The 25787-nt window shown below is 62.7% G+C and carries 21 protein-coding genes; 2 read left to right on the forward strand and 19 right to left on the reverse strand.

Translation table 11 applies throughout. The features are described from left to right. Positions 1-10: 10 nt before the first annotated feature. The 17 genes from fliE to pseB all read right to left on the reverse strand — a co-directional run bounded on the left by fliE (position 11) and on the right by pseB (position 16915). Complete coding sequence (gene fliE, locus AC3Z8Y_RS16490; protein ID WP_181113040.1) at positions 11-346, reverse strand: flagellar hook-basal body complex protein FliE; 336 nt, start codon at positions 344-346, stop codon at positions 11-13. Positions 347-443: 97 nt separating this feature from the next. Continuing rightward, positions 444-1820, reverse strand: coding sequence for a sigma-54-dependent transcriptional regulator (locus tag AC3Z8Y_RS16495; protein ID WP_490086747.1), 1377 nt, complete (start codon positions 1818-1820; stop codon positions 444-446). Further along, a complete protein-coding gene (locus AC3Z8Y_RS16500; RefSeq protein ID WP_490090020.1) occupies positions 1820-3004 on the reverse strand; it encodes a sensor histidine kinase in 1185 nt (394 codons plus the stop codon). Before AC3Z8Y_RS16500 ends, AC3Z8Y_RS16495 begins: the two co-directional genes overlap by 1 nt. A gap of 101 nt (positions 3005-3105) precedes the next feature. Continuing rightward, positions 3106-4581, reverse strand: a complete 1476-nt coding sequence (locus tag AC3Z8Y_RS16505) for a sigma-54 dependent transcriptional regulator (RefSeq protein ID WP_490086748.1) — start codon at positions 4579-4581, stop codon at positions 3106-3108. A 190-nt stretch (positions 4582-4771) separates the two neighbouring features. Continuing rightward, complete coding sequence (locus tag AC3Z8Y_RS16510; protein ID WP_181113055.1) at positions 4772-5065, reverse strand: flagellar protein FliT; 294 nt, start codon at positions 5063-5065, stop codon at positions 4772-4774. A gap of 16 nt (positions 5066-5081) precedes the next feature. Then, complete coding sequence (gene fliS / locus AC3Z8Y_RS16515; RefSeq protein ID WP_490086749.1) at positions 5082-5480, reverse strand: flagellar export chaperone FliS; 399 nt, start codon at positions 5478-5480, stop codon at positions 5082-5084. A gap of 158 nt (positions 5481-5638) precedes the next feature. Then, complete coding sequence (gene fliD, locus AC3Z8Y_RS16520; protein ID WP_490086750.1) at positions 5639-7075, reverse strand: flagellar filament capping protein FliD; 1437 nt, start codon at positions 7073-7075, stop codon at positions 5639-5641. Positions 7076-7155: 80 nt separating this feature from the next. Further along, positions 7156-7524 carry a flagellar protein FlaG gene (locus AC3Z8Y_RS16525; protein WP_490086751.1) on the reverse strand — a complete coding sequence of 123 codons (369 nt, stop codon included), beginning with the start codon at positions 7522-7524 and terminating at the stop codon, positions 7156-7158. A gap of 74 nt (positions 7525-7598) precedes the next feature. After that, complete coding sequence (locus tag AC3Z8Y_RS16530) at positions 7599-8447, reverse strand: flagellin domain-containing protein (RefSeq protein WP_490086752.1); 849 nt, start codon at positions 8445-8447, stop codon at positions 7599-7601. Between the two features lie 286 nt (positions 8448-8733). Then, on the reverse strand, positions 8734-9000 hold the full coding sequence (locus tag AC3Z8Y_RS16535; protein ID WP_490086753.1) for a hypothetical protein: 267 nt from the start codon (positions 8998-9000) through the stop codon (positions 8734-8736). Then, the gene (locus tag AC3Z8Y_RS16540; RefSeq protein ID WP_490086754.1) at positions 8993-10288 is read right to left on the reverse strand and encodes a motility associated factor glycosyltransferase family protein; all 1296 of its coding nucleotides are present in this window, start codon (positions 10286-10288) and stop codon (positions 8993-8995) included. Before AC3Z8Y_RS16540 ends, AC3Z8Y_RS16535 begins: the two co-directional genes overlap by 8 nt. A 27-nt stretch (positions 10289-10315) precedes the next feature. Further along, the gene (locus tag AC3Z8Y_RS16545) at positions 10316-11245 is read right to left on the reverse strand and encodes a ketoacyl-ACP synthase III (RefSeq protein WP_490086755.1); all 930 of its coding nucleotides are present in this window, start codon (positions 11243-11245) and stop codon (positions 10316-10318) included. A 334-nt stretch (positions 11246-11579) separates the two neighbouring features. Next, a complete protein-coding gene (gene pseI, locus AC3Z8Y_RS16550; RefSeq protein WP_490090021.1) occupies positions 11580-12632 on the reverse strand; it encodes a pseudaminic acid synthase in 1053 nt (350 codons plus the stop codon). Further along, positions 12607-14067, reverse strand: coding sequence for a UDP-2,4-diacetamido-2,4,6-trideoxy-beta-L-altropyranose hydrolase (gene pseG / locus AC3Z8Y_RS16555; protein WP_490086756.1), 1461 nt, complete (start codon positions 14065-14067; stop codon positions 12607-12609). Before pseG ends, pseI begins: the two co-directional genes overlap by 26 nt. After that, on the reverse strand, positions 14064-14762 hold the full coding sequence (gene pseF / locus AC3Z8Y_RS16560; protein WP_490086757.1) for a pseudaminic acid cytidylyltransferase: 699 nt from the start codon (positions 14760-14762) through the stop codon (positions 14064-14066). The genes pseG and pseF overlap by 4 nt, the downstream gene beginning before the upstream one ends. Positions 14763-14774: 12 nt before the next feature. Further along, positions 14775-15917: a UDP-4-amino-4,6-dideoxy-N-acetyl-beta-L-altrosamine transaminase gene (gene pseC / locus AC3Z8Y_RS16565; protein WP_490086758.1), complete on the reverse strand. Its 1143-nt coding sequence runs from the start codon at positions 15915-15917 to the stop codon at positions 14775-14777. Then, entirely contained in the window at positions 15914-16915 is a 1002-nt protein-coding gene (gene pseB, locus AC3Z8Y_RS16570) for a UDP-N-acetylglucosamine 4,6-dehydratase (inverting) (protein WP_490086759.1), read from the reverse strand. The genes pseC and pseB overlap by 4 nt, the downstream gene beginning before the upstream one ends. Before the next feature lie 354 nt (positions 16916-17269). Between pseB and AC3Z8Y_RS16575 the strand changes: the two genes are divergently transcribed. Both AC3Z8Y_RS16575 and tagD read left to right on the forward strand, forming a co-directional pair. Continuing rightward, positions 17270-19024, forward strand: a complete 1755-nt coding sequence (locus AC3Z8Y_RS16575) for a CDP-glycerol glycerophosphotransferase family protein (protein WP_490086760.1) — start codon at positions 17270-17272, stop codon at positions 19022-19024. Continuing rightward, on the forward strand, positions 19021-19410 hold the full coding sequence (tagD, locus tag AC3Z8Y_RS16580; RefSeq protein ID WP_490086761.1) for a glycerol-3-phosphate cytidylyltransferase: 390 nt from the start codon (positions 19021-19023) through the stop codon (positions 19408-19410). The genes AC3Z8Y_RS16575 and tagD overlap by 4 nt, the downstream gene beginning before the upstream one ends. A 75-nt stretch (positions 19411-19485) precedes the next feature. Here the strand turns inward: tagD and AC3Z8Y_RS16585 are convergent, their stop codons facing one another. Together AC3Z8Y_RS16585 and AC3Z8Y_RS16590 are read right to left on the reverse strand one after the other, a co-directional pair. Next, positions 19486-22083, reverse strand: coding sequence for a glycosyltransferase (locus AC3Z8Y_RS16585; RefSeq protein ID WP_490086762.1), 2598 nt, complete (start codon positions 22081-22083; stop codon positions 19486-19488). Between the two features lie 51 nt (positions 22084-22134). Next, positions 22135-25704, reverse strand: a complete 3570-nt coding sequence (locus AC3Z8Y_RS16590; protein WP_490086763.1) for a glycosyltransferase — start codon at positions 25702-25704, stop codon at positions 22135-22137. Positions 25705-25787 lie beyond the last annotated feature (83 nt).

Consider the following 25787-nt stretch of genomic DNA (forward strand, 5'->3'; position numbering starts at 1 on the left):
TAATCTGCCCTCAAACCGGCATTTGCATGATGTCTTGGTACGCCTGGACCAGTTTGTTACGAACCTGGGTCAAAGCCTGGAAAGACACGCTCGCCTTTTGCGAGGAAATCATTACATCCGTCAGATCGACGCCACTCTTGCCGATCTCGAATGCGTTAGCCAACTGGTTGGCCGCCTGTTGGGTGTCGTTCACCTTGCCAACGGCATTGCCGAGCAAATCAGCGAAGCTGCTGCCACCCGTAGCGCTGACGGCCGATACTGCATTGGCCTTGGACGTGCCCATGGCTTCGAGCTGCATGGAACGCATGTCCATCATCAAGCGATTGAATTCAACACCTTGGGTCATGGGGGCTGCTCTCCGGGGCCTGCAAATTTTTGACGCTTGAACCGTCAGTTACCATGGAGGTAGCAAGAGCGATGCCAACGGCAACAGCCGTGATACATCAGCTGGCAAACAGATACGCCTCGACGTCCATCCCGGCGTCTCTCATTTGAGCGAGCTTATACCGCAAGGTTCGCGCGCTGATGCCTAACCGTTCGGCGGACTCTTTGCGGCGGCCGCGCTCTGCCCTGAGCGTTTCAAGGATCAGTTCGAACTCGCGACGGCGCAGGTCGTCCCCCAGCCCGACCACATCCGGTTCTACCGCCGCTTCGCGGAAAGTACTGCCGTTGGGGCGATGGCTGGTGCCTTGTGGAGGAACGAGGCAGAAATCATCCGCCTCGATAACGCCGCCCTGGTGAAGAATCAGCGCGCGCTGCAACGCGTTATCCAGCTCGCGAACGTTGCCAGGCCAGGGATGCGCCAATAGAGCGTCGCGGGCACTGTCCGACAGCCGGGCACCCGGGCTCTTCATCCGGCTACCATGTTTGGCCAACAGGCGTTCGGCCAAAGGAACAATATCGGCCGGGCGCTCCCGCAATGGCAGCCAGGCCAAGGGGAATACCGACAGGCGGTAATACAGGTCTTCACGGAAGCGCCCGGTGGCCACGTCATCCTGCAACTGCCGGTTGGTGGTCGCAATAATCCTTATATCCAAAGGGATCGGCTTGCGCCCGCCTACCCGCTCCACTTCGCGCTCCTGAAGTACCCGAAGTAGCTTGGCTTGCAACCCCAGGGGCATTTCGGAGATTTCATCGAGCAGCAGCGTGCCGCCGTTGGCCTGCTCGAACTTGCCCGCCTGCGCCGCCACCGCGCCAGTGAACGCGCCCTTCTCATGGCCGAACAAGGTAGCTTCGAGCATGTTGTCGGGGATGGCCGCGCAGTTGATTGCCACAAAGGGTTGCTCGGCCCGGGTTGAATGCCGATGGATGTAGCGCGCCAGCACTTCCTTGCCCGTGCCGGACTCCCCGGATATCAACACCGTGGAGTCACTGCGGGCAACTTTGGCAGCCAAGGCCAGCAACCGCTGGCTGGCCGGCTCGCACGCGACGGCAGGGTCGTTATCTGCCGAGGGCAGTAGATGAAGCGCATGCTGGGCAACTCGCTGTAACAGCGCCTTGGCATCGAACGGCTTGACCAGATAATCCACGGCGCCGTGGCGCATGGCATCCACCGCCTGTTGAACGCCTCCGTGAGCGGTCATCAACAGCACGGGCACTTGCGGCCAGCCCGCACGCAGGCGCTGCAGCAGCCCATGACCATCCATGCCCGGCATGTTCACGTCGCTGATCACCAGGCTGAAGGCCTCGGCAGCTACCCGCTCCAGCGCCTGCTCGGCGGAGCCCACTGCCACGTAGTGATGCCCGGCGAGCAAGAGGGTATCCACCAGCGCTTCACGCAATGCGCGGTCGTCTTCGACCAGCAGGATTTTCGTGGTCATCAAGCCTCCTGTTCGCCCAGCAATGGCAGAACCACCAAAGCGCAGGTGCCGCGGCCAGGCCTGGAGCGCAAGCGGAGCTCTCCACCATGGGCGCGTACTACCGAAAGAACAACGGCCAGGCCAAGGCCTGTGCCGGTCGATTTTGTGGTGAAAAAGGGTTCGCCCAGGCGGGCCAGGGTGGCACTGTCGATCCCGGCGCCTGCGTCGCTCACGCATAGGCGAAGCTCGCCAGGCCGCCTGTACAGGTGAACCTTCAGGCGGGGAGAATCGCCACTGGCGTGTACAGCGTTTTCCAACAGGTTCAGCAACGCCCCCACCAGCGTATCCCTGTTGCAAAGCACTTCCCCGGCGTGCAGGTCGCATTGCCAGCGCAGCGGCAACCCTTCCGTGCGGATGTGCGCCGCTTCACGCAAGGCAGTGAAGAGCGCCCCCGGCGCAAGCCGGTCATTAAGCGGTAATTCCCCTCGCGCAAACACCAGCATGTCTCGAACCTGATGTTCCAGTTCATGCAGCCGCTCCTTCAAGCGACCGGCAAACCGCTCACGGGTCTCACCGGCCAGGCCCGGCTCCTGGAGGTGGCTGGCGTACAACATGGCGGCCGATAACGGGGTACGGATCTGATGCGCCAGTGACGCAACCATTCGACCCAAGGCCGATAGCCGCTCGTGGCGGGCAAGCTGGTCCTGCAAGCGCCGGGTTTCGGTCAGGTCGGTGAGTAACACCAATTGCCCCGGCTCGGCGCCGAGGGAGCGGGTAGCGATGGAAAGCCTACGACCATCCTTGAGCGAGACTTCGTGGCCATCGTCCCGGCGGGGCGCGAATGACCGGGCAATCACGTCGCGCCACAGCGCGCCTTCCAGCGGCACCCCGAGCAACGCGCCCGCAGCCGGGTTGGCTTCGGCCACTCGACCCTGCCCATCGATCACGATCACGCCGCCCGGCAAAAGATCCAGCAGGTGCTGTAGCCGATTGGCCAGGCGCTCCTTCTCGGCCAACTGCCGCAACCGCTCCTCGCCTGCCTGCGCCAGTTCACCCTTGAGCTGATTGACACGGTTTTCGAGCAATTTGTAGGAGTCGTTCAACTGAGCCGACACCTGGTTGAACAGGGCAAAGGCCTGGTCCAGGTTTGGCCGATCATCGGCGGGATAGTGGCGGGCGTCAGCGAGGGGAGCGGCCTGGGACATCATCAACTCTCATGGCTCACCGTCAGAAAACGGTTGGGATGAGCCATGAGTTGCAATTGATGTGCCGGGGTGTGTAACAGGCGGGGTACAGAACCACGCCGTTACTCGTCGGCGGCGTCGTCGCCTTCACGGCGGCTCATGCCGTACTTGCGCATCTTCTCCACCAGGGTGGTACGGCGGATACGCAGGCGTTCGGCGGCGCGGGCGACGATACCGTTGGCATCATCCAGCGCTTGCTGGATCAACCCCTGCTCCAGGCCACCCAGGTAGTCCTTGAGGTCCAAGCCTTCCGGCGGCAGCAAGGCGCTGGAAGCGAAGTCCGGCGTGTGGCCATTGATCGCAACACGCTCTTCCAGATCGCTGCGCAGGCTGTCGACCAGTTGCTCGTCCTCGTCGTCCACGTAACGGAATTTCTTTGGCAGCTCCGACACGCCGATCACGCCGTAGGGGTGCATGATCGCCATGCGCTCCACCAGGTTGGCCAGTTCACGGACGTTGCCAGGCCAAGCGTGGCGGCAAAGGGACATGATGGCGGCGGAGTTGAAGCGGATCGAGCCACGTTTCTCGTGCTCCATGCGCGAGATGAGCTCGTTCATCAGCAAGGGGATGTCTTCAACCCGCTCACGCAGCGGTGCCATTTCGATGGGGAATACGTTCAGGCGGTAATACAGGTCTTCACGGAAGCTGCCCGTTTCGATCATGCTTTCGAGGTTTTTGTGAGTCGCTGCAATGATCCGCACGTCGATACTTTGGGTTTTGTTGCTGCCGACCCGCTCGAAGGTGCGTTCCTGCAGTACCCGAAGCAGCTTGACCTGCATGGGCAGCGGCATGTCGCCGATTTCGTCGAGGAACAGCGTGCCACCGTTGGCGAGCTCGAAACGGCCCGCGCGGCTGGTGATCGCACCGGTGAATGCGCCCTTCTCGTGGCCGAACAGTTCGCTTTCGAGCAGCTCAGCCGGGATCGCGCCACAGTTCACCGGAACGAAAGGCGCATCGCGCCGCTTGGAATGGTAATGCAGGTTACGGGCAACCACTTCCTTGCCGGTACCTGACTCGCCAAGGATCAATACGCTGGCGTCGGTGTCGGCCACCTGCTGCATCATCTGCCGCACGTGTTGAATGGCACGGCTGGTGCCCACCAGGCTACGGAAAAGGTTGGGCTCACGCTGACGGCCGCGCTCGCGGGCCTGGTCGTACATCTCGCGGTAAACCTGGGCGCGGTGCAGCGAATCCAGCAGCTTGCTGTAGCTGGGCGGCATTTCAAGGGTAGACAGCACGCGACGGCGCTGGTCTTCGGCGAGCTCTACATGGGAGCTGTCACCCAGCAGCAGCACGGGAAGGAATTCATCCCAGGCAGCGACGGTTTTCAGCAACCCGGGGAGGTTCGCGGGCGCATTGAGCGTGCCCACCAGTACACAGAGTACTTCCCGGCTGGATGCCAGGCCCTCGACCACGCGTTGCCAATCTCCACTGCCACACGGCAGGTTGTCCTCGCCCAGGAAGCTCAGAATCACCGACATGTCACGGCGGCGAACGCTATCGTCATCGATCAGCAGAATTTTCGTTTCACGCCACATGCAATAGCAACTTCCCTAGTCAATGCCCGATACGGCCCAATGCCCGCCACGGCGATTGCCACCTCATGGCTCGTAAGCCTTGAGACGCCGGAACCCTATAATCAGGCACTAGTAAAGTCAAAAACTCCGGCATAGTCAAATTTATGGCGCACCCTGCGCCTGCAATGCGTTAAGCGCAGGGCCCACAGGCTTACGTGAAGAGGTGGTAAACCTTGCTTGCGTTATGACCCTGACGCACTTGCTTGAGTTCGTCGGCCACCGCCTGGCGCTCGCCTCGGCTCACGTCCACCAGCTGGCGGTACAGCTGCAACAGCGACTCCAGGTTATGCCGGACCACTGCAGGGTCGGCCGGCGTGCCTTCGAACAGGCCGTCCAGGCACGCACGGATCTGCAGGTCCAGCTTGCCGATGGCGGTCCAGTCCTTCACCGCCAAGGCCTCGCTGAGCGCCGCACGGGTGTATTCGATACGTTCAAGGGCACTCATGGCAGAGTCCTCACGGTTATTCCTGAGCAACATGACCGATCGCATCCCAACCAGCCTTGACGGTAATCATCAGGCGAGCAACCTCGTCGACGATGTTCGGATCGTTCTTGCGGTTAGCCTGGATCAGCTGTTTCATCATGTAGGCATACAGTTGGTCGAGCTTGGCGATGCCTTTCTTGTCCTCGGTCTTTTCAGGGTCCAGGCCTTCGCGCAGGCCACCGATGATCTCGATCGCCTTGCCCAGCATCACGCCCTTCTGAGCCACCTGGTTACGCGCCATGGCGCCTTTGGCCTGGGCCAAACGGTCCAGCACGCCTTCCATCAGCATCTGCACCAGGCGGTGCGGGCTGGCTTCGGAGGCTTGCGCGTGGGAATTTACTTTCTGGTATTGGCGAAGCGCCTTCATCGGATGCATTGCGGTGGGCCTCGGAAGTTGGGGCGTAGTCTGCGGAACCGGCTGGTCCTCTTGCTTAGTTTATCGACACTAAGCGGTTGAACTTTAACGGACCGTGAAATGAAAAAAGGCCCGATAACCTGTTGAAGTTACCGGGCCCGAAACAACACATTACTGCATCAATCGTCAGAGTCGCTCATAGCTTCCAGCGTACTCAGCACACTGCTGCTGGTGGAGTTCAACTGAGCCACCAGGGTGTCCATCGCCGTGTACTTCGCCGTCAGGATCGACGTGAGCGACTCTGTACGCCGGTCGAGGGCGTCCTGTTGAGTATCCAGGTCACTCAACTTGGCGTTGAGGGACTTCTGCCGCGTTTCCAGCACACCGCCGGTCTGGGTGTAACCGTCGATGATGTCGTCCATGCGGCTGATCAAGCCATCGTCGCCGGTGAACAGGCTGGCCACGTTGCCGTACTGGGTTTTCATCGCGGTGTCCCACTTGGTGTCGTCGAGCGACAACAAGCCAGTGGACGAGTTGGTGCCTACGCCCAACTGAGACAACACGCTCAACGAACCGCTGGTAGTGCTCACGCTGGTGAGTGCGCCGTGAATCTGCGACACCAGCTTGCGCACCATGGAATCGCCGGTCAACGGGCCACTGGTGGTGGTCGCCGAATCGCTGGTGCTGGTGGTGGCGCCCGAGGCCGTCACCTTGGTCTGGTTGTTCACCACGGTCATCATGGTGTTGTAAGCGTCCACGAACGCCTTCACCGAGGTTTTCAGTGTGTCGCTGTCGGACGCTACCGTCACCGTGGACTTCCCCCCACCCGTCAGGGTGAGGCTGATCCCGCTGATTGCCGAGTCGATGGTATTGCTGCTGCTGGTCATCGACAGGCCGTCGATGGTGTAGGCCGCGTCGACAGGGCGGTCAGTGATGTAACCCGCGCTAGTGGTATCGGTAGGGTCGAGCTTGCTCGTGCCGTCGATGGTAAGTTCGGAAATACCGCTGGCGGAGATGTCCGAACCCGCGCCGGTGGTGGTCGACGTCAATACCAGCCGGGACCCGTTGGAGTCCGTGACGATGTTGGCGCTGATACCGCTGGACGACAGCGACGAGTTGATCGAGTCCCGTACGCTGCTCAAGGTAGCGCCCGAGCCGACGGTGACCGAATAGCTTTTGCTGCCTTGGGTGATCGCCAGGGTGCCCGAGCTGATAGCGGTCGAAGAACCGCTGGCGAACAACTTGCTCGACACCTTCGAAGCGGTGGCGATATTGGCAACATCCAAGGCGTAGTTGCCGGGAGACGCCGTGTTGCTGGACGTGGCCTTGACCACCGTCTCCAACGACGACGATGCCGTGAGGCCCATGAACGTGTTGGTATTGTTCAAGGCTGCGGCGGCGGTCTGGAAAGCTTCCAGCGCGCTTTTCAGGCTACCGATACCGGACAGCGTGGTGTTGGTCGCTGTTTCGGCCTTGGTAATCTGGGTTTGCTTGGGGCTGGTGGATGCGTTCACCAATGCACTGACAATCGACGAGGTGTCGATGCCCGAACCGATGCCGCTTACCGTAATCCCGCCGCTCGAGCTGACCGACGTGGTGGATGTAGTGGAAGTCATTGATCCTCTCCTGTAGGTCAGCCGCCGAAAAACCGGCGGGCTGCCTCTTTCACCGGAACACTACAAGTTCCGTGCCCATCTCACGCCTGCTCATCGAACAAAAGGCTGTGGGGATCCTTCAAGCGCTGCGCCATCTTCACGGCTTCTTCAGAAGGAAGCTGTCGAATGACCTCTCCGCTCTGGGTTGCCACGATTTTCACAACAACGTCACCGGTGGTCTCGTCGATGGAAAAATTGAGATTGCGTTGGTTGGAATCCACGAACGCCTGGATGTCTTGAACAGCCTTTTCAACCTGATCACGTTCAACCTTGCCGGTCGCCGGCGTGCTGCTGTTGCTGGCCGACTTGTCAGTCGCACCAACGGCGGCGGCGGCCGTATCGGCGGGGGTTGGCGTGGTCATGGGCTTGCTGACTTCAAGCGCCTTTACTGCATTGACACTCATGTCCATAACCGTTACCTCAGGGTGAAAACAACAAGAGGGCGCGCTCGGCGCACCCCCTCGTCATTGACCGTCGACCGATATTACTGAAGCAGCTTCAGTACAGCGGACGGGATCTGGTTGGCCTGGGACAGGATCGCGGTGGACGCCTGTTGCAGGGTTTGTTGCTTGGTCAGCTCAGCGGTTTCAGCGGCGAAGTCTACGTCCTGAATGGTCGAACGAGAGGCGGTAGCGTTCTCGATGATGTTGCTGATGTTGCTGATGGTGCTTTCCAGACGGTTTTGCTTGGCACCCAGGTCGGCACGGGTGGTGTTCACGGTGTTCAACGCGGCGTCGATGGCGCTGATGGCCGAGTCGATCGCGGTGTGCGCGGCGCTGATGTCGGTACCGGTGATCACGGCGCCGCTCAGGCCCAGGCCGGAGGCCGAAGCGTTCAGGCTGATGCCCAGGTCGATGTGCTGGTCGTCACCGGTCATGGCGCCTACCTGGAACTGCAGGCCCGAAGCCGAACCGTCGAGCAGCTTCATGCCGGTACCGAAGGTGGTCGACGTGGAGATACGGGTCAGTTCGTCGCTCATCTGGCTGAATTCAGATTGCAGAGCGGTACGGTCGGACGTGCTGTTGGAGTCGTTACGCGACTGAACGGCCAGTTCACGCATGCGCTGCAGGATGCTGGTGGTTTCTTGCAGTGCGCCTTCAGCGGTCTGGGCGATCGAGGTAGCGTCGTTGGCGTTTTTGGTCGCAACGGTCAGGCCTTTGATCTGAGTGGTCAGACGGGTAGCGATCTGCAGGCCGGCGGCGTCGTCTTTGGCGCTGTTGATTTTCAGGCCCGAGGACAAGCGAGTCATCGAGGTGCTGGTGGCGGACGAAGCCTTGTTCAGGTTGTTCTGAACGGTCAGGGAAGCAATGTTAGTGTTAACGGTCAACGACATGACGAATTCCTCAGGGGGGTGATGTACTTGGCTACCGGCCCTGCTCTGCCAGTGTGGCCTAGAGAACCTACGTACTAGTTATCGTCGTGTTGGCCGCTTGCTTGAGGGGCGTTTCGCGGTTTTTTTTCGACTTTGCCGTTTTTCCCAATGCTGACAGGGGTTTACGGCGTTAAGGCCGCTGGCACGGAAGATAAAAACTGTGACTGTCTTGGCAATTCTGCCACCGCCGCTACTTACCATGGCGGGTGCTGATACTTGCCAGGAAGGCCATGGGCGCCGCGGGCGTTTATTGCCTGCGTTGTTCCATGAGGGCAACCAACTCGTACTGCAGGTAATCGGCCACGGCGAGCCAATCCTGAAGCTGTTGGCGGGAAAAGGTTTCCATCAACAGCGCGCCCCATTGCTGTTGCTGGTCGGCGGGCGCAGCCTCGAACAACGGCGCCAGGCGGTCGAACAGGTCAACCATGCGCAGCGCTGCTTCCACGTCACGGCCCAGCCGGAACAGCCCGGCGCAGGCGCGCGCCTCCTCTATAAGCGATGCAACCTCACTCACGTACAAGGCCCTCGGCAAAAACGGTACCGGCGATCATCGCCCCGTCGCGGCTGGTATTGAAGAAGGCAACGCCTGGGTGCCGGGCGATGTACCGCTCCAGCTCGGTAAGGTAGCTGCGGAAATTGAGCTGGGTGCGCACGCGCCCGCCATGGCCGTCCAGCACCCAGTGGCGGGCGTGGGTGAGCTGAGGGCCCAGATCGCCATCGCTCCAGCCAGCGTGGGTCTTGTCGTTGGGGAAAGCGAAATCCGCGCCGAACAGCGTTACCTGGGCCGCGCCCATGCGCACGGCCAGGTCCACTGCCGGATGAATCACGCTACCGCCGCCAGCCAGCTCGGCCTTGGGCATGCGCTGGCGCAGCGTGGCGTACACAGGGCTGGGCGAGTAGCTCGCCAAGCGCGCGCCACGCCATTGGCTCAACACCTCAGGCGCCAATAGCGGCATGTACACAAGGCAGGTGCCGGCGGAGTGCTCCGGCGGCAGGTGGCGCTCACTGATGCGCTGGTCGATGCTGACCACGATGTCGGCAACGATGCCGTGGTCCAGCAGCGGGCGCCAGGCCGTGTCCACACAAACGAGCAAAGGACGGTCGGCGGCGGCGCGGCTGTCGCGCAAATGATCGAAGTGGTTCTCCAGGCTTGGCCCGGTGGCCACGACGTAGACGCTGGCGCCGGGTGAAGTGCCGAACAGCTCGGCGGCATCGCCGTCGCTGGCGAGCATGGCCTCGTTGGCCCGCAGCCGAGCGATCACCTCTGGATCCTGGGCATCGAACAGCCGGTTGTTGAAGCTCAGGTGCAGTTCGCTGACCAGCCGATCGCGAATTTTCGAGGCGTGGTCGTCAGCCAGTACCAGTTCGGACGGCAAGGCTACGAAGGGGAGGTGGATTTCCGCTTCGTCACCGGCACAGGCCAGGCGTACCCGGGGGTCTGCAAGCCAGTCGGTGTGATCGAGCACTTGCAGCACCAGCGTGAAAAGCGCGCCATTGAGCAGGTAGACGGTCAGGTGCTGCAGGTGCGGCGCCTCGAGTAACACGCGGGGCAGGTCGCCCAGGCCCGGCCCATAGACGTGCGCTGCCGGGCAACCGGCTGGCAGGCTGGCCGCCTGCAGCCTGGCCTCGGCGAAACGGCCATGGCGGCTGGTGAGCTGTATGTCGTTGACCCGCAGCGTTTCTTCCTGCCCCTGGACCACTTCGACCGCCAGGTGGTCGGCCACCTCGGCCTCCAGCCGCGCCGCCAGGGCGGGCCAGCGCTCGCGGATAACCGCGAGGTTTTGCGTCAGAATCTCACTCATTGCCTGGCGTGCCCGCGAACCTCGACCTTATTCGCGGTAGAGGATAGCCGATCCCCAGGACAGGCCGACACCGAAACCGCTGATGGCCACGCGCTTCCAGCTGGAGTCGAACAGGTGCTTCTCCAGCAGCAGCGGCACGCTGGACGACACAGTGTTGCCTGTCTCGACCATGTCCTTGACGAATTTCTCGGGGCTGTCTTCCTCGAAACGCCGCGCCACGGCGTCCACAATGGCTGCGCTGCCCTGGTGAATGCAGTAGGCGTCGATGTCAGCGGCGCTGAGCCCGGAAACCTCCAGCAGCGCATGCAGGTGCTGCGGCACCTTGAGCAGGGCAAAGTTGAACACCTGGCGGCCATTCATGAAGAACGTACCGTTTTCCACTTTCAGGTGCGGCGCGCCGGAGCCGTCTGTGCCGAACATGGACTTGCCCAGCTGCCACACAGCGCCCTCTCCCATCCATGTCGCTGTGGCGGCATCGCCGAACAGCATGGTGGTGTTGCGGTCTTCGGGGTCGACGATCTTGGAGTACGGGTCTGCGGTGATCAGCAAACCGTTCTTCAGCCCAGTGGCTTCCATGAAGCCTTTGAGCGCGTAGATGCCGTAGACATAGCCCGAGCAGCCCAGCGAGATGTCGAACGCGGCAATGCCCGTGGGCAGGCCCAGTTTGTCCTGGACGATAGCCGCGGTATGGGGCAGGCCTTCGGCGTCACCGTTCTGGGTTACCACGATGAGCGCGTCGATGGAATCGCGCGACAGCTGCGGGTTGTTGGCGAACAACGCATTCACCGCCTCCACGCACAGGTCGGACGTTTCCTGCTCGGGGGCCTTGCGAGGCAAAAAGGCCGAGCCGATCTTGCCGAGAATGAAGTCTTCGTCCTTGCCGAATTTCGCACCTTGGTCGTAATTGTCCAGGCCGGCAACCGGTACGTAACTCGCTATGCTCTTGATGCCAATCATTCTGGCTTCCCAAAAAAAGAATCGCTGAAAAACGCGCCGCCACCCAGACGTAGCGCTGACGAAAACCTGACAGTGCCATAAAGGCTGCGGGCTGCAGGCAGCCAGAGCGCGCCAGGGCCTCAGGTTACAATATTGTGGAGATGCGCAAAATGACCGGCAGGTCACGCGAGGCGGATGTAATTTGCACGAACGTTCCTGATTGGCGAATGGCCATGTGAGCCGTAGCCAACGGGCGGAGCTCGCGAAGCGGACTGTGAGCGCTCGTTCCCGGTTTCCGCCTAAGGCTCCAACCGGTCCTACAAACCCGCGGTCCAGCCCGTAAAACCTGCTTCATTCAGTCTATCAACCCCCACGCCAGTGGCGTGCCGCGCTTGATCGGCTGGCGGGCGCTGCGGCCCAGCACGCCGTCGATGTGCCGCGGCGCCAGGCCCAGGCCGGGGCGGATGGCGCGCAGGTTGTCCCGACTGAAGGGCTCACCGGGCGCCATGTCTTTCACTACATAAAGCGAACGGCGGAACACCAGGGATTTCTGTTCGGCCGTGGTGGGCCCGTAGTGCACCTGCCCCATGGCCTGCCAGGCGCGCTCTGTTTCGGTCACCAGGCTGGCAAGCTCCGCAGGTTCCAGGGAGAAGCTGGCATCCACTCCGCCAGCGGCGCGGCTGAGGGTGAAATGTTTTTCAACGACAGTCGCCCCCAGCGCAACCGCAGCCACGCTGGCACCCACACCCATGGTGTGGTCCGACAAGCCCACTTCACAGCCGAACAACTCGCGCAGGTGGGGCAGCGTGCGCAGGTGGGTGTTCTGCGGCGTGGCAGGGTAGGTGCTGGTGCACTTGAGCAGGATCAGATCCCGGCACCCCGCTTCCCGTGCGGCCCGTACCGACAGCTCCAGTTCGGCAAGGCTGGCCATGCCGGTGGAAATGATCAGAGGCTTGCCAGTCGCAGCGGCGCGGCGGATAAGCGGCAGGTCGGTGTTTTCAAAGCTGGCAATCTTGTAGGCCGGCACATCGAGTGTTTCGAGAAAATCGATGGCCGTTTCGTCGAAGGGGGACGAAAACGCGAGCATGCCCCTGGCCCTGGCCCGCTCGAAAATCGACGCGTGCCATTCCCAAGGCGTGTGGGCCTGCTGGTACAAGGCATAGAGCGAGGTGTCCGCCCACAGGCTGTCCGGGTCGGCGATGTGAAACTCACCTTCATCCAGGTCCAGGGTCATGGTGTCGGCGGTATAGGTTTGCAGTTTGAGGGCGTGCGCGCCGGCGTCGGCGGCAGCATCGACGATGGCCAGGGCACGGTCCAGGGACTGGTTATGGTTGCCGCTCATTTCAGCGATCACCAACGGGGGGCTTTCGGGGCCAATGGCCCTATGGCCGATCTTGATCATGCCGATGCTCCAATGCTCGGGTGAATTCACACACCTGCTGGGTGAACCCGGCCAGGCGAAACAGGTGTAGCGAGGCGCTGTTATGGGGTAGCACCGCCGCGTCGACGCGAACCACGTCGGGCCAATGGCCCAGCAACCAGGCTTCGCCCGCGCGCAACAGCCAGCGCCCCCAACCCAGGCCCAGGCAGGCTTGGAAGAGATAAAGGGACACCTCTGCCCGCCCCGGCTCGGTGGGATGGCGGTCGTAGCGCAACATACCGACCGCCCGCCCGCCCGCTTCGCCGATGAACAGCGCGCGCGCCGGGTCGGCGAGGGTGCCATATAGCCAGGTCAGGTGCAGGGGCCAATCCAGCGGGCGGGTGTCGTAAGAGGCCTGCCGCACGGCGTCAGCGTTGCGCCCCTCGAACAGCAACTGAGCGTCCGCTTCTGTGGCAGGGCGCAAGTGCAACAACGGGCCGAGCAGGCACGTAGCAACCCGCTGCGCACCGCGGCCGTCCACCAGCCGACGCGCACGTTCGGCCAGGCTGTGGCGTAGCGGTGCGTTGGCGATCAGCAAAGCGATGGCCGCGCTCAATGCGCCCACGCTCACGCTGGACGCTTCGCCCAGGTACACATGGGCGCCCTCTCGTGCCAACGCTTCGGCGTTGTTCACCTGATTATCCGCCACGGCCACGCACAGGCTGGGCACGCCCAACGCGGCGCGCTCCCAGGTTGTGCCGCCGCCAGCGCCGAGGAACAGGTCTGCGTCGCGCATCAGGGCGGCCATGTTCGGGCTGTAATCAAGCACCTGCCAGTGAGGGTGTTGCAGCGCATAGGCCTGGAGCCGATCACGTTGAGGGTGGCCGTGACCCGCCAGCAAAGTGACTCGCAGCTCCGGGAACGGCGCCAGCGCCTCCAGGGCTTTGAGTGCCATACCCGCTACGTCGAAGCCGCCAAAGCTCACTAGCACATGGCGCGCTTGCGCGGGCTTGGGCCGGGTGGGCGCTGCAAATTCCGGGCGAAGCAGCGCATATCGAGGGCCCAGCACGCGCTCGCAGCCAGCATTGAGCAGCGGTTCGTAGGCCGCTTCGCTGGCGGTGAGGTTCTGGTCGAGCAATAGGTCTGCATGGTGTGTACGGTTGGCCAGGTCGTCTATCACCGCGATACGCCGGGCGACCGCACGCGCGGCGCGCTCCCAGGTGCGTTCAAGGCCGTAATGATCCACCACCAGCCAGTCGAACCCGCGGCCGGCGAGCGCGGCCAGGTCATCTGCATCTTCCGGCACTTCAACCAGCGCGAAACCCTGCCCGCGCACTATCGCAGGGTCGAAGCCCGGCAAGGTGCGGCACGCGAAGCTGACGGTGGCGCCACGCTCACGCAGCACCGAGGCCAAGGTAAGGCAGCGAGCGATGTGCCCTACGCCGATCTGGCTGGAGGCGTCGGCGCGAAAGAGGACATTCACGCGTCTATTTCCCCGGCGGCCCGCAGCGCCTGGTGAAGGTATTCGGCGCGCTTCCAGTCTTCTTCGGTATCGATGTCCTGAACCAGGTACCTGGGCAAGGTCACCGGCACGCTGCACGGCGAGAACAACGTATCACCGCGCAGCCAGGCTTCGCGGCGCCCCCAGTAAAACTGGCCGGCGTCCTGATACGCTTCGGGCAGGTCCTGGGAACGTGTGTGCCGGTATTCGGGATACAGCGCGGTCAGCGCGCCGCTGTCATCGAGCACCAGAGCGCGCTGCACGGGAAAAGGAAAGCTGCACACCGAAAACGCATAGCTCCTGGCAGGGTTGGCCCGTAGCAGCGCCAGGCCCTCGCGAAGGAAACGCGGCTGCACCAGCGGCGCGGTAGCGTACAGGCAGCAGGCCAATGTGGCGCCTGGCAGTTCACTCAATGCATGCGCAATCACCGGCACCGTGCCGGTGTAGTCGTCTGCCAGTTCGGCAGGCCGTATGAATGGCACCTCTGCCCCTTCGGCTATTGCCAGGTCGGCAATGGCAGGGTCATCGGTGCTCACCACAATGCGGTCGAAACAGCTGGCCTGGCGAGCGGCGCGGATCGACCAGGCGATCATCGGCAGGCCATTGAACAGCCGCAGGTTCTTGCCCGCAATCCGCTTGCTGCCGCCCCGCGCGGGAATGATCGCTACCGTGGTCACCGAACCCTCCGCTTATGCCAGCGCATCGGATAGCGCGTTGACGATGTAATGTTGTTCGGCCTCGGTCAGCCCGGGGTACAAGGGCAGGCTCAACGCCTGTGCGTAGTACGCTTCTGCTTCCGGGAAATCGCCGGGGGCAAAACCCATCTGCCGATAGAACGGCTGCAGGTGCACCGGAATGTAGTGCACGTTCACGCCTACGCCGGCAGCCCGCAATGCGGCGAACACCTCGTCGCGGCGCTCGGCAATGCGTACCACATACAGGTGCCAGGCTGACTCGGCGCCCGCCTGCCGAGCCGGGAGCTGCACGCCCAGGCCACTCAAAGCCTGATCGTAGGCAGCGGCCAGCGCCCGGCGGCGAGCCAGAAAACCATCGAGCCGCGCCAGTTGCGATACCCCTAGCGCCGCCTGAATATCGGTAGCACGGTAGTTGAAGCCCAGTTCCACCTGTTGGTAGTACCAAGGGCCGTGGCTGGGCTCACTCATCATGGCCGGGTCACGCGTCATGCCGTGGCTGCGCAGGCGACGCAGGCGTTCGGCCAGCTCAGTGTGGCGAGTCATCACGATGCCGCCTTCGGCGGTGGTGATGATTTTCACCGGATGAAAGCTGAACACCGTCATGTCCGCGAATTCACCACTACCCACCGGCTGCCCGCCGTACTGGGCACCCACCGCGTGGGAGGCATCTTCAATCAAGGTAAAGCCGTAGCGCTCGGCCAGCCGGGCAATGGCCGCCATGTCGCAGCTCTGGCCAGCAAAGGCTACGGCCACCACCACCTTGGGCAGGCGCCCTTCCCGCTCGGCGATTTCCAGCTTGAGCGCCAGGGCATCGGCGCTGAGGTTCCAGGTGAGCGGGTCGATGTCGACGAAATCCACCCGTGCCCCGCAATACAGGCCGCAGTTGGCGGAGGCCAGAAACGTGTTCGGGCTGGTCCACAGCCAGTCCCCCGGCCCCAGCCCTGCTGCGAGACAAGCGATGTGCAGCGCCGCAGTTGCATTGCACACCATCACGCCATGATCGGTGGCGCAACGGGTCGCCATGGCCGCTTCGAACCGCTCGATGGCCGGGCCCTGGGTGAGCCAGTCCGAGCGCAGCACCTGCACCACGGCCTCGATATCAGCCTCGTCCACGCTCTGCCGGCCATAGGGAATCATGCTGGCAACCCTGCGTGCAGCTTGGCAATCTGCGCCACGTCGAGGAACTCGGGGTTGGTGTCAGAGCGGTATTCGAAGGCTTCGTCCACCGGCACGCCGCGCTCGCCCAAGCCATCCACGGCCAGGTCCACGTCCACGCTGGTGAAGCGCACCGAGGGCTGGATGGTGAAATGGTCGGCGAACTCAAGGGTCATGCGGGCGTCGTCCTGCGGCACCATCAATTCGTGAAGCTTCTCACCGGGGCGTATGCCAACTACGCGCTGGGGCAAGCCCGGCGCCAGCGCCGAGGCGAGGTCCACAATGCGGATCGAGGGGATCTTCGGCACAAAGATTTCACCGCCATGCATGCGCGCAAAGCTGTCCAGCACAAACTGCACGCCCTGGTCGAGTGTGATCCAGAAGCGGGTCATGCGCGCATCGGTAATCGGCATGTCTGGTGCGCCTTCGGCCAGCAACTTGCGGAAAAACGGCACCACCGAACCCCGCGAGCCGGCCACGTTGCCGTAGCGTACTACCGCAAAACGCGTGGCTTGATCGCCGGCAATGTTATTGGCCGCGACGAACAGCTTGTCCGACAGCAGCTTGGTTGCGCCGTAGAGGTTGATCGGGCTGGCTGCCTTGTCGGTCGAGAGCGCCACCACCTGGGTGACGTGGTTTTCTATCGCCGCGGCAATCACATTCTCCGCACCGGTGACGTTGGTGCGAATGCATTCGCCGGGGTTGTATTCCGCCGCAGGCACCTGCTTCAGCGCTGCGGCGTGAATCACGTAATCCACGCCGCGCATGGCCGTGCGCAAGCGCTCGGCATCGCGCACGTCTCCCAGGAAGTAACGCATGCACGGCGCATCGAACGTTTGCTGCATTTCGTATTGCTTAAGCTCGTCGCGGGAAAACACCACCACCCGGCGCGGCTGATACTGCTCGAGCAAACGGCGAATGAAGTGACGACCAAAGGAGCCGGTGCCGCCGGTGATAAGCAAGGATTTACCGTCGAACATAGCGATGCCTTATTTTCCGGAGCCGTGTAGTGGGCAGACGGTTTTTTGACCGCAACCTCGTTACAGGAGTTTGGAGCAATATGCAGGCCAAGCGGGCGACGAGTGGCAGGCCTGCGAGGTCTGCCCACATGGCTACCCGGCTCAAGCGAATGTACGAACTTTTGGCATGTTTCATGAATCACCTGCTTAAGCGTCAAAAATGCTTCGTTTCGCCCGCCCAGTCTTTGCAAAGGTAGATCAATGTACGGCCAGCCGCTTTCAGACGAACTCACCGCACACTGTATGGAAGCGATTCCCGCCGGTGTGACCTCTGTTATTGAAGTTGCCGCTGCCTCTGCCGCTCTGGCGCGTCGAGTGAAACAAGCCGAACCGCAGGTGCGCTATACCTGCGTCACAGCTGATCAGGCGGTGTATACGCAAGCCCAGGCGGTGTGTGACAGCGTGGAGTTGACGGACCTCGCTAACCTGAACGGGCTGTTTTTCCTCGAACACAACACTCACCAATGCTGGGTATTGGGCGAAGCCTTGACTCAAGTGGCCGACCCCTGGGCATTGCTCCAGAACATCGCTGAGCATTTGCCTGACAATGGCAGCGTAGTGATGTGCATGCCCAACGCGCAGCATTGGTCCTTGCAGGTGAAGTTGGCCGCAGGCGCTTTCAGTTACCAGGACGAAGGTTTGCTGCACCGCTCCCGGCTGCGTTGGTTCACCCGTGAAACACTGCTTGAGCTGCTCGATTCCACCGGTTTCGAACTGGCTGAAGGGCATCCCCATGCCCCCGCTAACCCGCTGAGCGATACCTTCTTGCCGCTGATCGGGCAGATTGCCAAGGCTGCCGGGCTGAATGTGGACATGGCCATCGCCGATGCCCGGCCCACGCATTACATCATTCGCGCTGCACGCAAAAGCGCCGCAGCAGTTGCCAGTAAACCCCGCCCCGTGCTCACCACCGAACAGTTCATCGCTCAGGACCGTGCCACGGCGCAGGACGGCAAGGTATGGGCATTCCCGGTATGCGCCTTTGACCATTTGTTGACCGGCAATGATCGCGCAGTGTTCGAAGCTGTGCGCTACCGCCCGGACATTCGCAAAGTAGTGCTCACCCGTAGCAAGGCCGTGGACCTTCCCGGAGAGAACGTAGACGTCATTGCGCTGGCAAGCCGCGAAGGGCAGGAAGCGCTGATCGCCGCGGGTTACATCTTCGTCAAGCACTCCGCCGCAGTGAATGCGCCCTATCCGCTGGATGCCAGCCGGCACCGCTTCATTAACCTGTGGCATGGGATTCCGCTCAAGCGTATCGGGATCACTTCACTGGACAACGCGCCTCACCGGGAGAACCTGCTGCGCGAGCATGCGCGGCATCATGCCGTAATCGCTTCGTCGCGCATGGACCAGCTGGCGATGACGGCGGCGTTCCATCCGCTGCCCATGGACAAGATCTGGATCACAGGCCTGCCACGCAACGACGTTGTTATGTGTGACGAGCAGCGCTTGCCCGAAGATTTCACCGAACAACTGATCCGGCTACGCGCCGAGCTGCAGGGGCGCCGGCTGGTGATGTTCGCGCCTACCTTCCGCAACGGCCAGGCCGCAGCCTATTACCGCTTCACGCCTGAACAACGCGATCAACTCGTGGCCTGCCTGGAGCGCCACAATGCGGTGATGGGTATTCGCGAACACATGGCGGACCGAGCGCACAGCTATTCGGCAGCGCTCATGGCCGAGGAAGGCCCGTTTACCAGCCTGGGCCGCGAGGCGTACGCCGAAATTGAAGTGCTGTACCGGGAAGCCGATGTACTGATTACCGATTATTCCAGCTGCTTCATCGACTTCATGCTCACTGGTCGGCCGGAAATTTGCTTCGCGTTCGATCGCGCTCAGTACGCTGGCCAGGAACGGGGCATGTTCTACAACCTCGAGGACGTGTTCCCGGGCCCGATCTGTGAGGACTTCCCTACGCTGCTGGCTGCGTTGGAGAGCACCCTGAGCGACGAGCAGACGGAACATCCGCTGGTATACGCCCACAAGCGCAAAATGTTCTTCGAGCACCTGGATGACAAAAATACCCACCGCCTGGTAGAGCGTTTGTTGGCCGAGGCGCAGCCATGAAAACCGTACTCACGTATGGCACGTTCGATGTGCTGCACGCCGGGCACATCCGGTTGCTTGCCCGCGCCAAAGCCTTGGGAGACCAACTGATCGTCGGCCTCTCGACCGACGCGTTCAACGCGCTCAAGCACAAAAGCTCGCTATTGGATTTCGACAATCGACGCATCGTGCTCGAGGCCGTTCGCTATGTGGACATGGTGTTCCCCGAAGGCGACTGGGACCAGAAATTGGCAGACGTTCAACGTTACAACGTGGACGTATTTGTGATGGGCGATGACTGGGAGGGCAAATTCGACTTCCTCAAGCCCGCCTGTGAGGTGGTGTACCTGCCTCGCACCGAGCACATTTCCTCCACGCTGATCCGCGATGAGCTGAAGCGCCTGTAGGAGGCCTCTAACCCTGTGGGAAGTGGCGAAGCCCCCGAACATTCCCGGGCCCTGCCGGAAGGCCGCCCCCCCGGTTTACCCTATCAACGGCCCCCAGGCGGCCAACCAGCGCTCGGCCTGCGGCCCTTCCAGCAGCCCTTCGGCCATGGCCCGCGCGTGCAGGGCCTGGCCGGCCGCTTCGCGCCCCGAAAGATCGCCCAGCCAAGCCTCAAGCGCCGCGCTGTAACCCTCGACGCTGTGTTGTACCTTGGCAATCGGCCAAGCCGACGCGTGGCTGCCGATAACGGCACTGCCGCAGGCGGCATGTTCCAGGGTCCGTTGTTCCGCCGCGGCCAGCGCGCCGAAGCTGCGTGCCAGTGCCACGAGCGCCACATGCAGGCCAAGGGTAGCCAACTGCCCAGCGTAGCGTGGCGTCACGATTGGATGATGCTCGGTTACCCACGGGCGCAGTTCATGTGGCGCTTCGCCGACAACCACCCATTGCACCCGCCCCGCAAACCGTTCGAACAGGGTGCAAAGCACCTCAAGGTCAAGGCTTTGATCCTGAGCGCATACCAACCCTACCCGGGGCATGCCAGCGCTCGTCGATGGCAATGGCAGGTCGCGCCATAGGGCAGGCGGCAGGCACGCCGGCAGAACGTGGATACGAGGGTGGCTAACGGCAACCCGCTCTGCCTGTTCGGGCGTGGCCACCACCACTTTGTCGTAACCGGCCAAGGCCTCACGCAGCGCTTCGGGTTGCAGGTCGCTGTCACTCGCCGCAGACAGATCGCAGACCCGGCAGGGGGCTATCTGAGCGCGAGCAGCGTCCAGGCCCAAATCACTGCCTGCGTTAAATGGCAACACCACGGAACCTGGCACCAGCCGCAGCCATTCGCTCACTTTCAAGGCATAGGGGGTAAGGCCGCCTTCAAGGCGCCCGGCGTGGCGCAACGCTTCCAGCGGCTGCACGATCCTCGGGTCGGAACCGCCTGGCTCGCCGCCGCCGATCACCACCGGCAATCCGGCGAACGCCAATGGCCGCCAAGTGACTTGCGGATCGGGGTCGAACTCGAAGCCGTCGCCGCGCAGCGTATAGAGATAGCTGGCGGTGGGGTCGCGCCCCATCGAGGCGCCCCACTGCTCGTACATGGCGTGTTCGTCAGCACTGGCCTCGACCAAGGGCTGGCGCGCCGGTTCGGTCAACGCCAGCCAGGCCTGTGGCGCCCATACGTTCAGGTAGCCTGCCCAATGCAGCTTCAGGCACAGATCGGTATCTGCCCAGCGTTGCTGGAAGCGCGTTTCATCGAACCCGCCCACCTGGCGGAAAATCGTCCGAGACAGCATCAGGCACGCGCCAGCAAGCGCCACCACGTTGCGCTGCACCGGCCAATAATCCATCGGGCCTTCTTCGTGGCTGAGCAAAGCCGTTTGCGCCGGCCCCTCCAGCCCAAGCCGCACGCCAACCTCCTGCAGCCGCTCGCCCCTCTGCACGCGCCGCCCACCCACGGCGCCTACTTCGGGCCGCATGGCCTGGTCCAGCAATAGCTCGAGCCAATCCGCCTCTACCACTACACAGGCAGGGTCGATGAACACAACGTACTCATCGCTCAGCGCCTCTACCGCCCCATTCATCGCAGTGTTCATCGGCAGCGGTGCAGCGCTGCGGATCGCTACTACCCTGCCCTCACCCTCACCGGCCATGGCGTCCATCCATTCGCGCAGGGCCGGCGTGGTGCGATCGGTTTCCACCAGCACCAGGTGGTAATTGGCATAACCGGTGACCATCAGCACGGCGGCGACGCAGCGCTTGAGCGTAGCCAATGGTTCTTGCACCGGTATCAGCACGGCTACCGGGGCGGGGGCATGACCGTAGTGCAACCGGTAATGGCGGGGGGAGCTTTCGCTCACGCGTGCATCGGCGTAACCGCGCCGCTGCAGGTGTTGCAGCAGCGCGCGGCGCTCATCTTCACATGACACCAGCAACCGCGTTTGCGGTATCACCAGAGGCTCGCTGATATGGCCGAACCCCTGCTGCCCTGCTTCGATCAAGCGCAGGATCAGGTCAAGCTCCAGCGCGGCAGGCAAATCACCGTCAAAGCCGTCCATGGCGACCAGCGCATCGCGCTGGAACAACCAGTGCCCGGCCATCGCCACGGGCACGCTCAAAAGCTGATCGAGATTGAAATTGCCCCGTAACAAGGGCCACAACCCGCCGCGGCCGTCGTTATAGGCTTCATCACAGAAAATCGCCGGGCATGCAGGTTTGCCCAGCAGTTCAAGCAGGGTCACGCTGAGCGCATCGGCATTGATCACCGTGCCGGCGTCCAGAGCGAGGAACCATTCGAAGTTCAGCTCGCAAACCAGCTGATTGAGATGCCCGGCGCGCTGGGCGTGGCTGCTGCTGATCCAGTAAAAGCCCTCTTCGACCTGGCCAGTGCCCACGCCTGGCCGGCTAGACAGCACCACAACCGTGGCATTGGCCAGCAATGGGGCCTGCCGGTCGATACTGTGCAGCGTTTGCAGCAAACGCTGTTCATCATTGCCCAGGTCGCTGACCACCAACAACAGCTCGGGCCCACCGCCCTGGGCGCGAACGTAGGTGTCGATCCGCCCTTGTCGCACATGGCCCAGCTGACGCGCCTGCAACCAGCGCTTGAAATCCATCGGAAGGGCCGTATTCAAGGTTGCCATGGGTGCTCCTGCAGTCGGGAAAAGGGGCCTGACGAAGGTTTCCGTAGCGGCTTACCCCGGCGTCCACGCCTCCAGCCAGCGGTTCAGCGCTGGCCCGTGCAGCATGAAGTCGCGATGAATCGCTTCGCGCAATGCGTCGCCCTGTGCCGCGCTGGCAACCGGGTCGGCCAGGTGTGAACGGATGGCGGCAATCCACTCCTCCGTGGTGTTGCTGCTCACCAGCGTGACCGGCAAGGTGCCGCGGTAGCTGCGGGTTTCGGTGCACACCACGGGGAAGCCGCAGGCGCCGTATTCCAGCAGGCGCAGGTTGCTCTTGCAGTCGTTGAAGATGTGTTGCTCCAGCGGGGCCACCGCCAGGTCCAGGTCCAGGCTGGCAAGCTTGGCGGGGTATTGTTCCAGCGGCACCGTCCCGTGGTACTCGTGGATGTACGGGCGCAGCTCATCCGGGCACATGCCGAAGAACACCCAGTGCACGTCGTTCGACAACGCCTTTACCACGTCCCTGATCAGCAACAGGTCTCCGGTGTGGCTGGTGCCACCGCCCCAGCCCACGCGGGGCTTCTCGCCACCACGGCGCTTGCCGCGCAGGTGCACCCAGCGCTCCGGAGGCAGCATGTTGGGCACCACGCGAATGTCCCCGTTCATGTCAGCCATCACCTCGGCGAGGGTTTGAGTGGATACCACCAGCCGATCGCACAGGCCCACACTGTGGCGCAGCGAGGATTGGATTTCCTTGGCCAGGAAACGTTTGTGCTCGTTGGCGCCGGGCACGTCCAGCAGGTAGTCATCCAGCTCGAATACACGGAAGGCGGACGAAAAACGCTTGAAGGATTCGATTCCCTCGGCGGCCTTGGCGCTATAGCGCCCCTGGAAGATGACCGAGTCGGGCCGAATCCGGCCCATTTCAATCAGCGATGGCACGCCGTGGTACACCAACCCGGTGGCCAGGCCGGCCTGTTCCACTTCATGGAACGGCTGGATCAAACGGTAGTGCCCTACCGCGCCAGGGTTGATCGGCAGGCACAGCAGGTGCGGGCGAAGCCGCTGCTCGAAAGGCTGCCAGGCGGTACGCAGGCCTGCGTCCAGGCCGAAGCTGGAACCGCTCAAGGTGAGGTTGGGGTTATAGGCCGGGTCTCGCACCAGGCGCGACATCCACTGGCGGTAGGCCTGGGCCATGGCCGCGTCGAAGCCGGGACGTAACTGCGGCGTGTTTTCTGGCGCGGAGCGGTAACCCAGCACGGCGTCGGGGGTCCACACCACCAAGGCGCCGGCATCGGCCACGCGCAGGCAGAAGTCGACGTCGGCGCAGTGCTCGCCGAACAGGCCGTCGCTGAGCCCGCCTAGCTCATCGAACAGGCTGCGGCGGATCATCATGCAGTGCTGGCTCACGGCGCTGTAGTTCTGCGGCACCACCAGCCGTTGCAAGTAGCCCCGCGCGGCGGGCGCTTCGCCCAGGAACGGCGAGCCGGCGATGCCGCGCATGCCAAGGATCAGCCCGGCGTGTTCAATCCGCCCATCGGCCCCCAACAATTTGGCACCAGTAACGCCAACCTCGGGCCGCTGGGCATTGGCCAGCAGTTCATCGAGCCAGTTTGCGTCGATTATCCGGCAGTCGGCGCTGAGCAGCAGCAGGTACTCGCCTGTCGCCTGTTGCGCGAGGCCGTTGTAGCGTTCGCCTTTTACTTGCCCGGTGGTTTGCTCGAATACACGGATACGCTCGCCACCCAGCTCCGCCAACCCATGCAGGTAGTCTCGGGTAGCGGTGGATTCGGCCGCGTCCATGCCGACCAGCACTTCGTATTGGCTGTAGGCGGTTTTTTCCAGCAGGCTCTCCAGCGCCGCCTGCAACTGGGCGGGGTTATCCAGGCTCAACACTAGAATGGATACCCGCGGCCTGGCCTCGTGCAGGTAACCCACCCGCAGGAAGCCACCCACTTGCGGTGCGCGCCATTCGAACGCCTGCCCGAGCCGGGCAAGGTGACCCGCCAGCAGGAAATTATGCCCATTGGCCACGCTGTCTTCGGCAAGCCAGCTGGCATAAGGCTGCCCGGCGTGCAGCAGCACGTCCGGAATGTGATGGATGGCACCCAGCCCGTACTGCTCCGCCATGCGCACCACCAGGTCGGCGGCCGCCGCTTCGCCCGCCCCGCCGTCCAGGCCGCCGGCATCGGCAAAGCCCTGACGGGAGAACGCTACGGCACGGCCCACATAAGGGTAGGCGCGCATCAGGTCCAGGTTGAACGCAGGCTTGAATACCGGTTCCGGTGCGGATTGGGCGCGGTCCTCGTCGCTGTAAATCGCTTGAACACCGTCGCGTGTAGCCGCACGCTCGGCGAGCTGCAGCAAGGCGTTGGGGCTGAGGGTGTCGCCGGCTTCGAGCAGGTAGAACCAGTCAAAGCCTTCCACCTGGACCAGCAAGTCATTGAGCTGCGCCGCCCAATCTGCCTGCAGCGGCGCGTAAAGGTGACTGCCTCGTTGTTCCAGGTCTTGGTGAGCACTGGAAAGGATCAGGTAGCCACAGGCGCCGTAGCTCTGTGCGGCGAGGCTGTCGAGGGTCGCTTGCAAACCGGACGCACCGTCGCGGGCAAGGATCACCGGCATGATTTGCGGCTGAACCGGCCAACCCGCCACTCGCTCTTCCAGCAAGGCCTTGCCTGCCGGGGAAAAATCACGGGTCGCCAGCCACTCCTGGTACATCTGCGAGAAGCTTTTTGCCGTGCTGCCTACCCGGTCGGCCAAGGTCAGCGACTGGATGTGCAACAGCCGGGTCATTGGCAGTTCGGTGTACTCGCGGGACGCCTCAGGCACGGGTGGCAGGGTCAGGTTGTGTACCCGCACCGAACCTGGCCACGGCGCGCGCTCACCGGCCAGTTGGGCGATGAGCCGGACCGCGATGGCCTTTTCAAGATCCAGGCGGCCCTCCCTGTCTACCCCGGCATACCGGCTGGGCTCGAGACGTTCGGCGCATAGAGGCTGGGCAATCGCGGCCAGATGGCCATGGCGCAGGATGCTGATGTAGAGCGCAAGGTCGAAATTCACCAACAGCTCGCTCTCGGGGTCAGCCAACGCAGGCACCACACGCTTGAGGTAGTCACGCCGCAACAACGTGGTGCTCAGGCTGCCGATGAAATTGAGCGGCCAGGCTTCGAAGAACGACAACACGTCGCCGCCTTGCAGCAACGCGTCTTCAGCAAACAGGGAAAAGTTTTCGACCCGCGGCGGCAGCAGTACGCCCTCCTGGTCGGCGAACCAGCGCTGGGCAGAGCACATCCCAGCTTCGGGATAGGCATCCAGTACCTGCGCCTGGCGGGACACCAGAGTGGGCAGCATCCAGTCATCCCCGTGCAGGAACTTGATGTACTTCCCCTTCGCCTGGTTCAGCGCCCAGGCGACATCGGCGGGATAAGCCAAGGGCTTGGCATGCGTATGCAGGCGCAGCGGTACCTTTGTCTGGTTGCGAGCCTGTTCCACCAGCCGAGCGACTTCCGGATCTTCGGAGCTGTCGCTGACGATCACTTCCAGGTTGGGGTAGTTTTGCCCCAGCGCACTGTGAAGGGCGCGATAGAAATGGGTAGTGTCCTGTACCAGAACGGCGATGGTAACAAGCGGTGTCGATTTCATTGAGAAACTCGCCCTATGGCCGCTTTAGCCTGCGCGCGGCCAGAAAAATGACGGCAACGGTGCCAGTGATCAGATGTTGCAAA

It is taken from the genome of Pseudomonas sp. 3MAES_34.3B (assembly GCF_058145875.1).

Excerpts from the sequence above, each read along its gene's own strand:
- AC3Z8Y_RS16510 (WP_181113055.1), bottom strand. The coding sequence starts at position 5,065 with ATGAGTGCCCTTGAACGTATCGAATACACCCGTGCGGCGCTCAGCGAG.
- AC3Z8Y_RS16530 (WP_490086752.1), bottom strand. The coding sequence starts at position 8,447 with ATGTCGTTGACCGTTAACACTAACATTGCTTCCCTGACCGTTCAGAAC.
- AC3Z8Y_RS16545 (WP_490086755.1), bottom strand. The coding sequence starts at position 11,245 with ATGATTGGCATCAAGAGCATAGCGAGTTACGTACCGGTTGCCGGCCTG.
- pseB (WP_490086759.1), bottom strand. The coding sequence starts at position 16,915 with ATGTTCGACGGTAAATCCTTGCTTATCACCGGCGGCACCGGCTCCTTT.
- fliD (WP_490086750.1), bottom strand. The coding sequence starts at position 7,075 with ATGACTTCCACTACATCCACCACGTCGGTCAGCTCGAGCGGCGGGATT.
- AC3Z8Y_RS16525 (WP_490086751.1), bottom strand. The coding sequence starts at position 7,524 with ATGGACATGAGTGTCAATGCAGTAAAGGCGCTTGAAGTCAGCAAGCCC.
- fliE (WP_181113040.1), bottom strand. The coding sequence starts at position 346 with ATGACCCAAGGTGTTGAATTCAATCGCTTGATGATGGACATGCGTTCC.
- AC3Z8Y_RS16500 (WP_490090020.1), bottom strand. The coding sequence starts at position 3,004 with ATGTCCCAGGCCGCTCCCCTCGCTGACGCCCGCCACTATCCCGCCGAT.
- AC3Z8Y_RS16585 (WP_490086762.1), bottom strand. The coding sequence starts at position 22,083 with ATGGCAACCTTGAATACGGCCCTTCCGATGGATTTCAAGCGCTGGTTG.
- tagD (WP_490086761.1), top strand. The coding sequence starts at position 19,021 with ATGAAAACCGTACTCACGTATGGCACGTTCGATGTGCTGCACGCCGGG.
- AC3Z8Y_RS16495 (WP_490086747.1), bottom strand. The coding sequence starts at position 1,820 with ATGACCACGAAAATCCTGCTGGTCGAAGACGACCGCGCATTGCGTGAA.
- AC3Z8Y_RS16540 (WP_490086754.1), bottom strand. The coding sequence starts at position 10,288 with ATGAGTGAGATTCTGACGCAAAACCTCGCGGTTATCCGCGAGCGCTGG.
- fliS (WP_490086749.1), bottom strand. The coding sequence starts at position 5,480 with ATGCATCCGATGAAGGCGCTTCGCCAATACCAGAAAGTAAATTCCCAC.
- AC3Z8Y_RS16590 (WP_490086763.1), bottom strand. The coding sequence starts at position 25,704 with ATGAAATCGACACCGCTTGTTACCATCGCCGTTCTGGTACAGGACACT.
- pseC (WP_490086758.1), bottom strand. The coding sequence starts at position 15,917 with ATGATTCCCTATGGCCGGCAGAGCGTGGACGAGGCTGATATCGAGGCC.
- AC3Z8Y_RS16505 (WP_490086748.1), bottom strand. The coding sequence starts at position 4,581 with ATGTGGCGTGAAACGAAAATTCTGCTGATCGATGACGATAGCGTTCGC.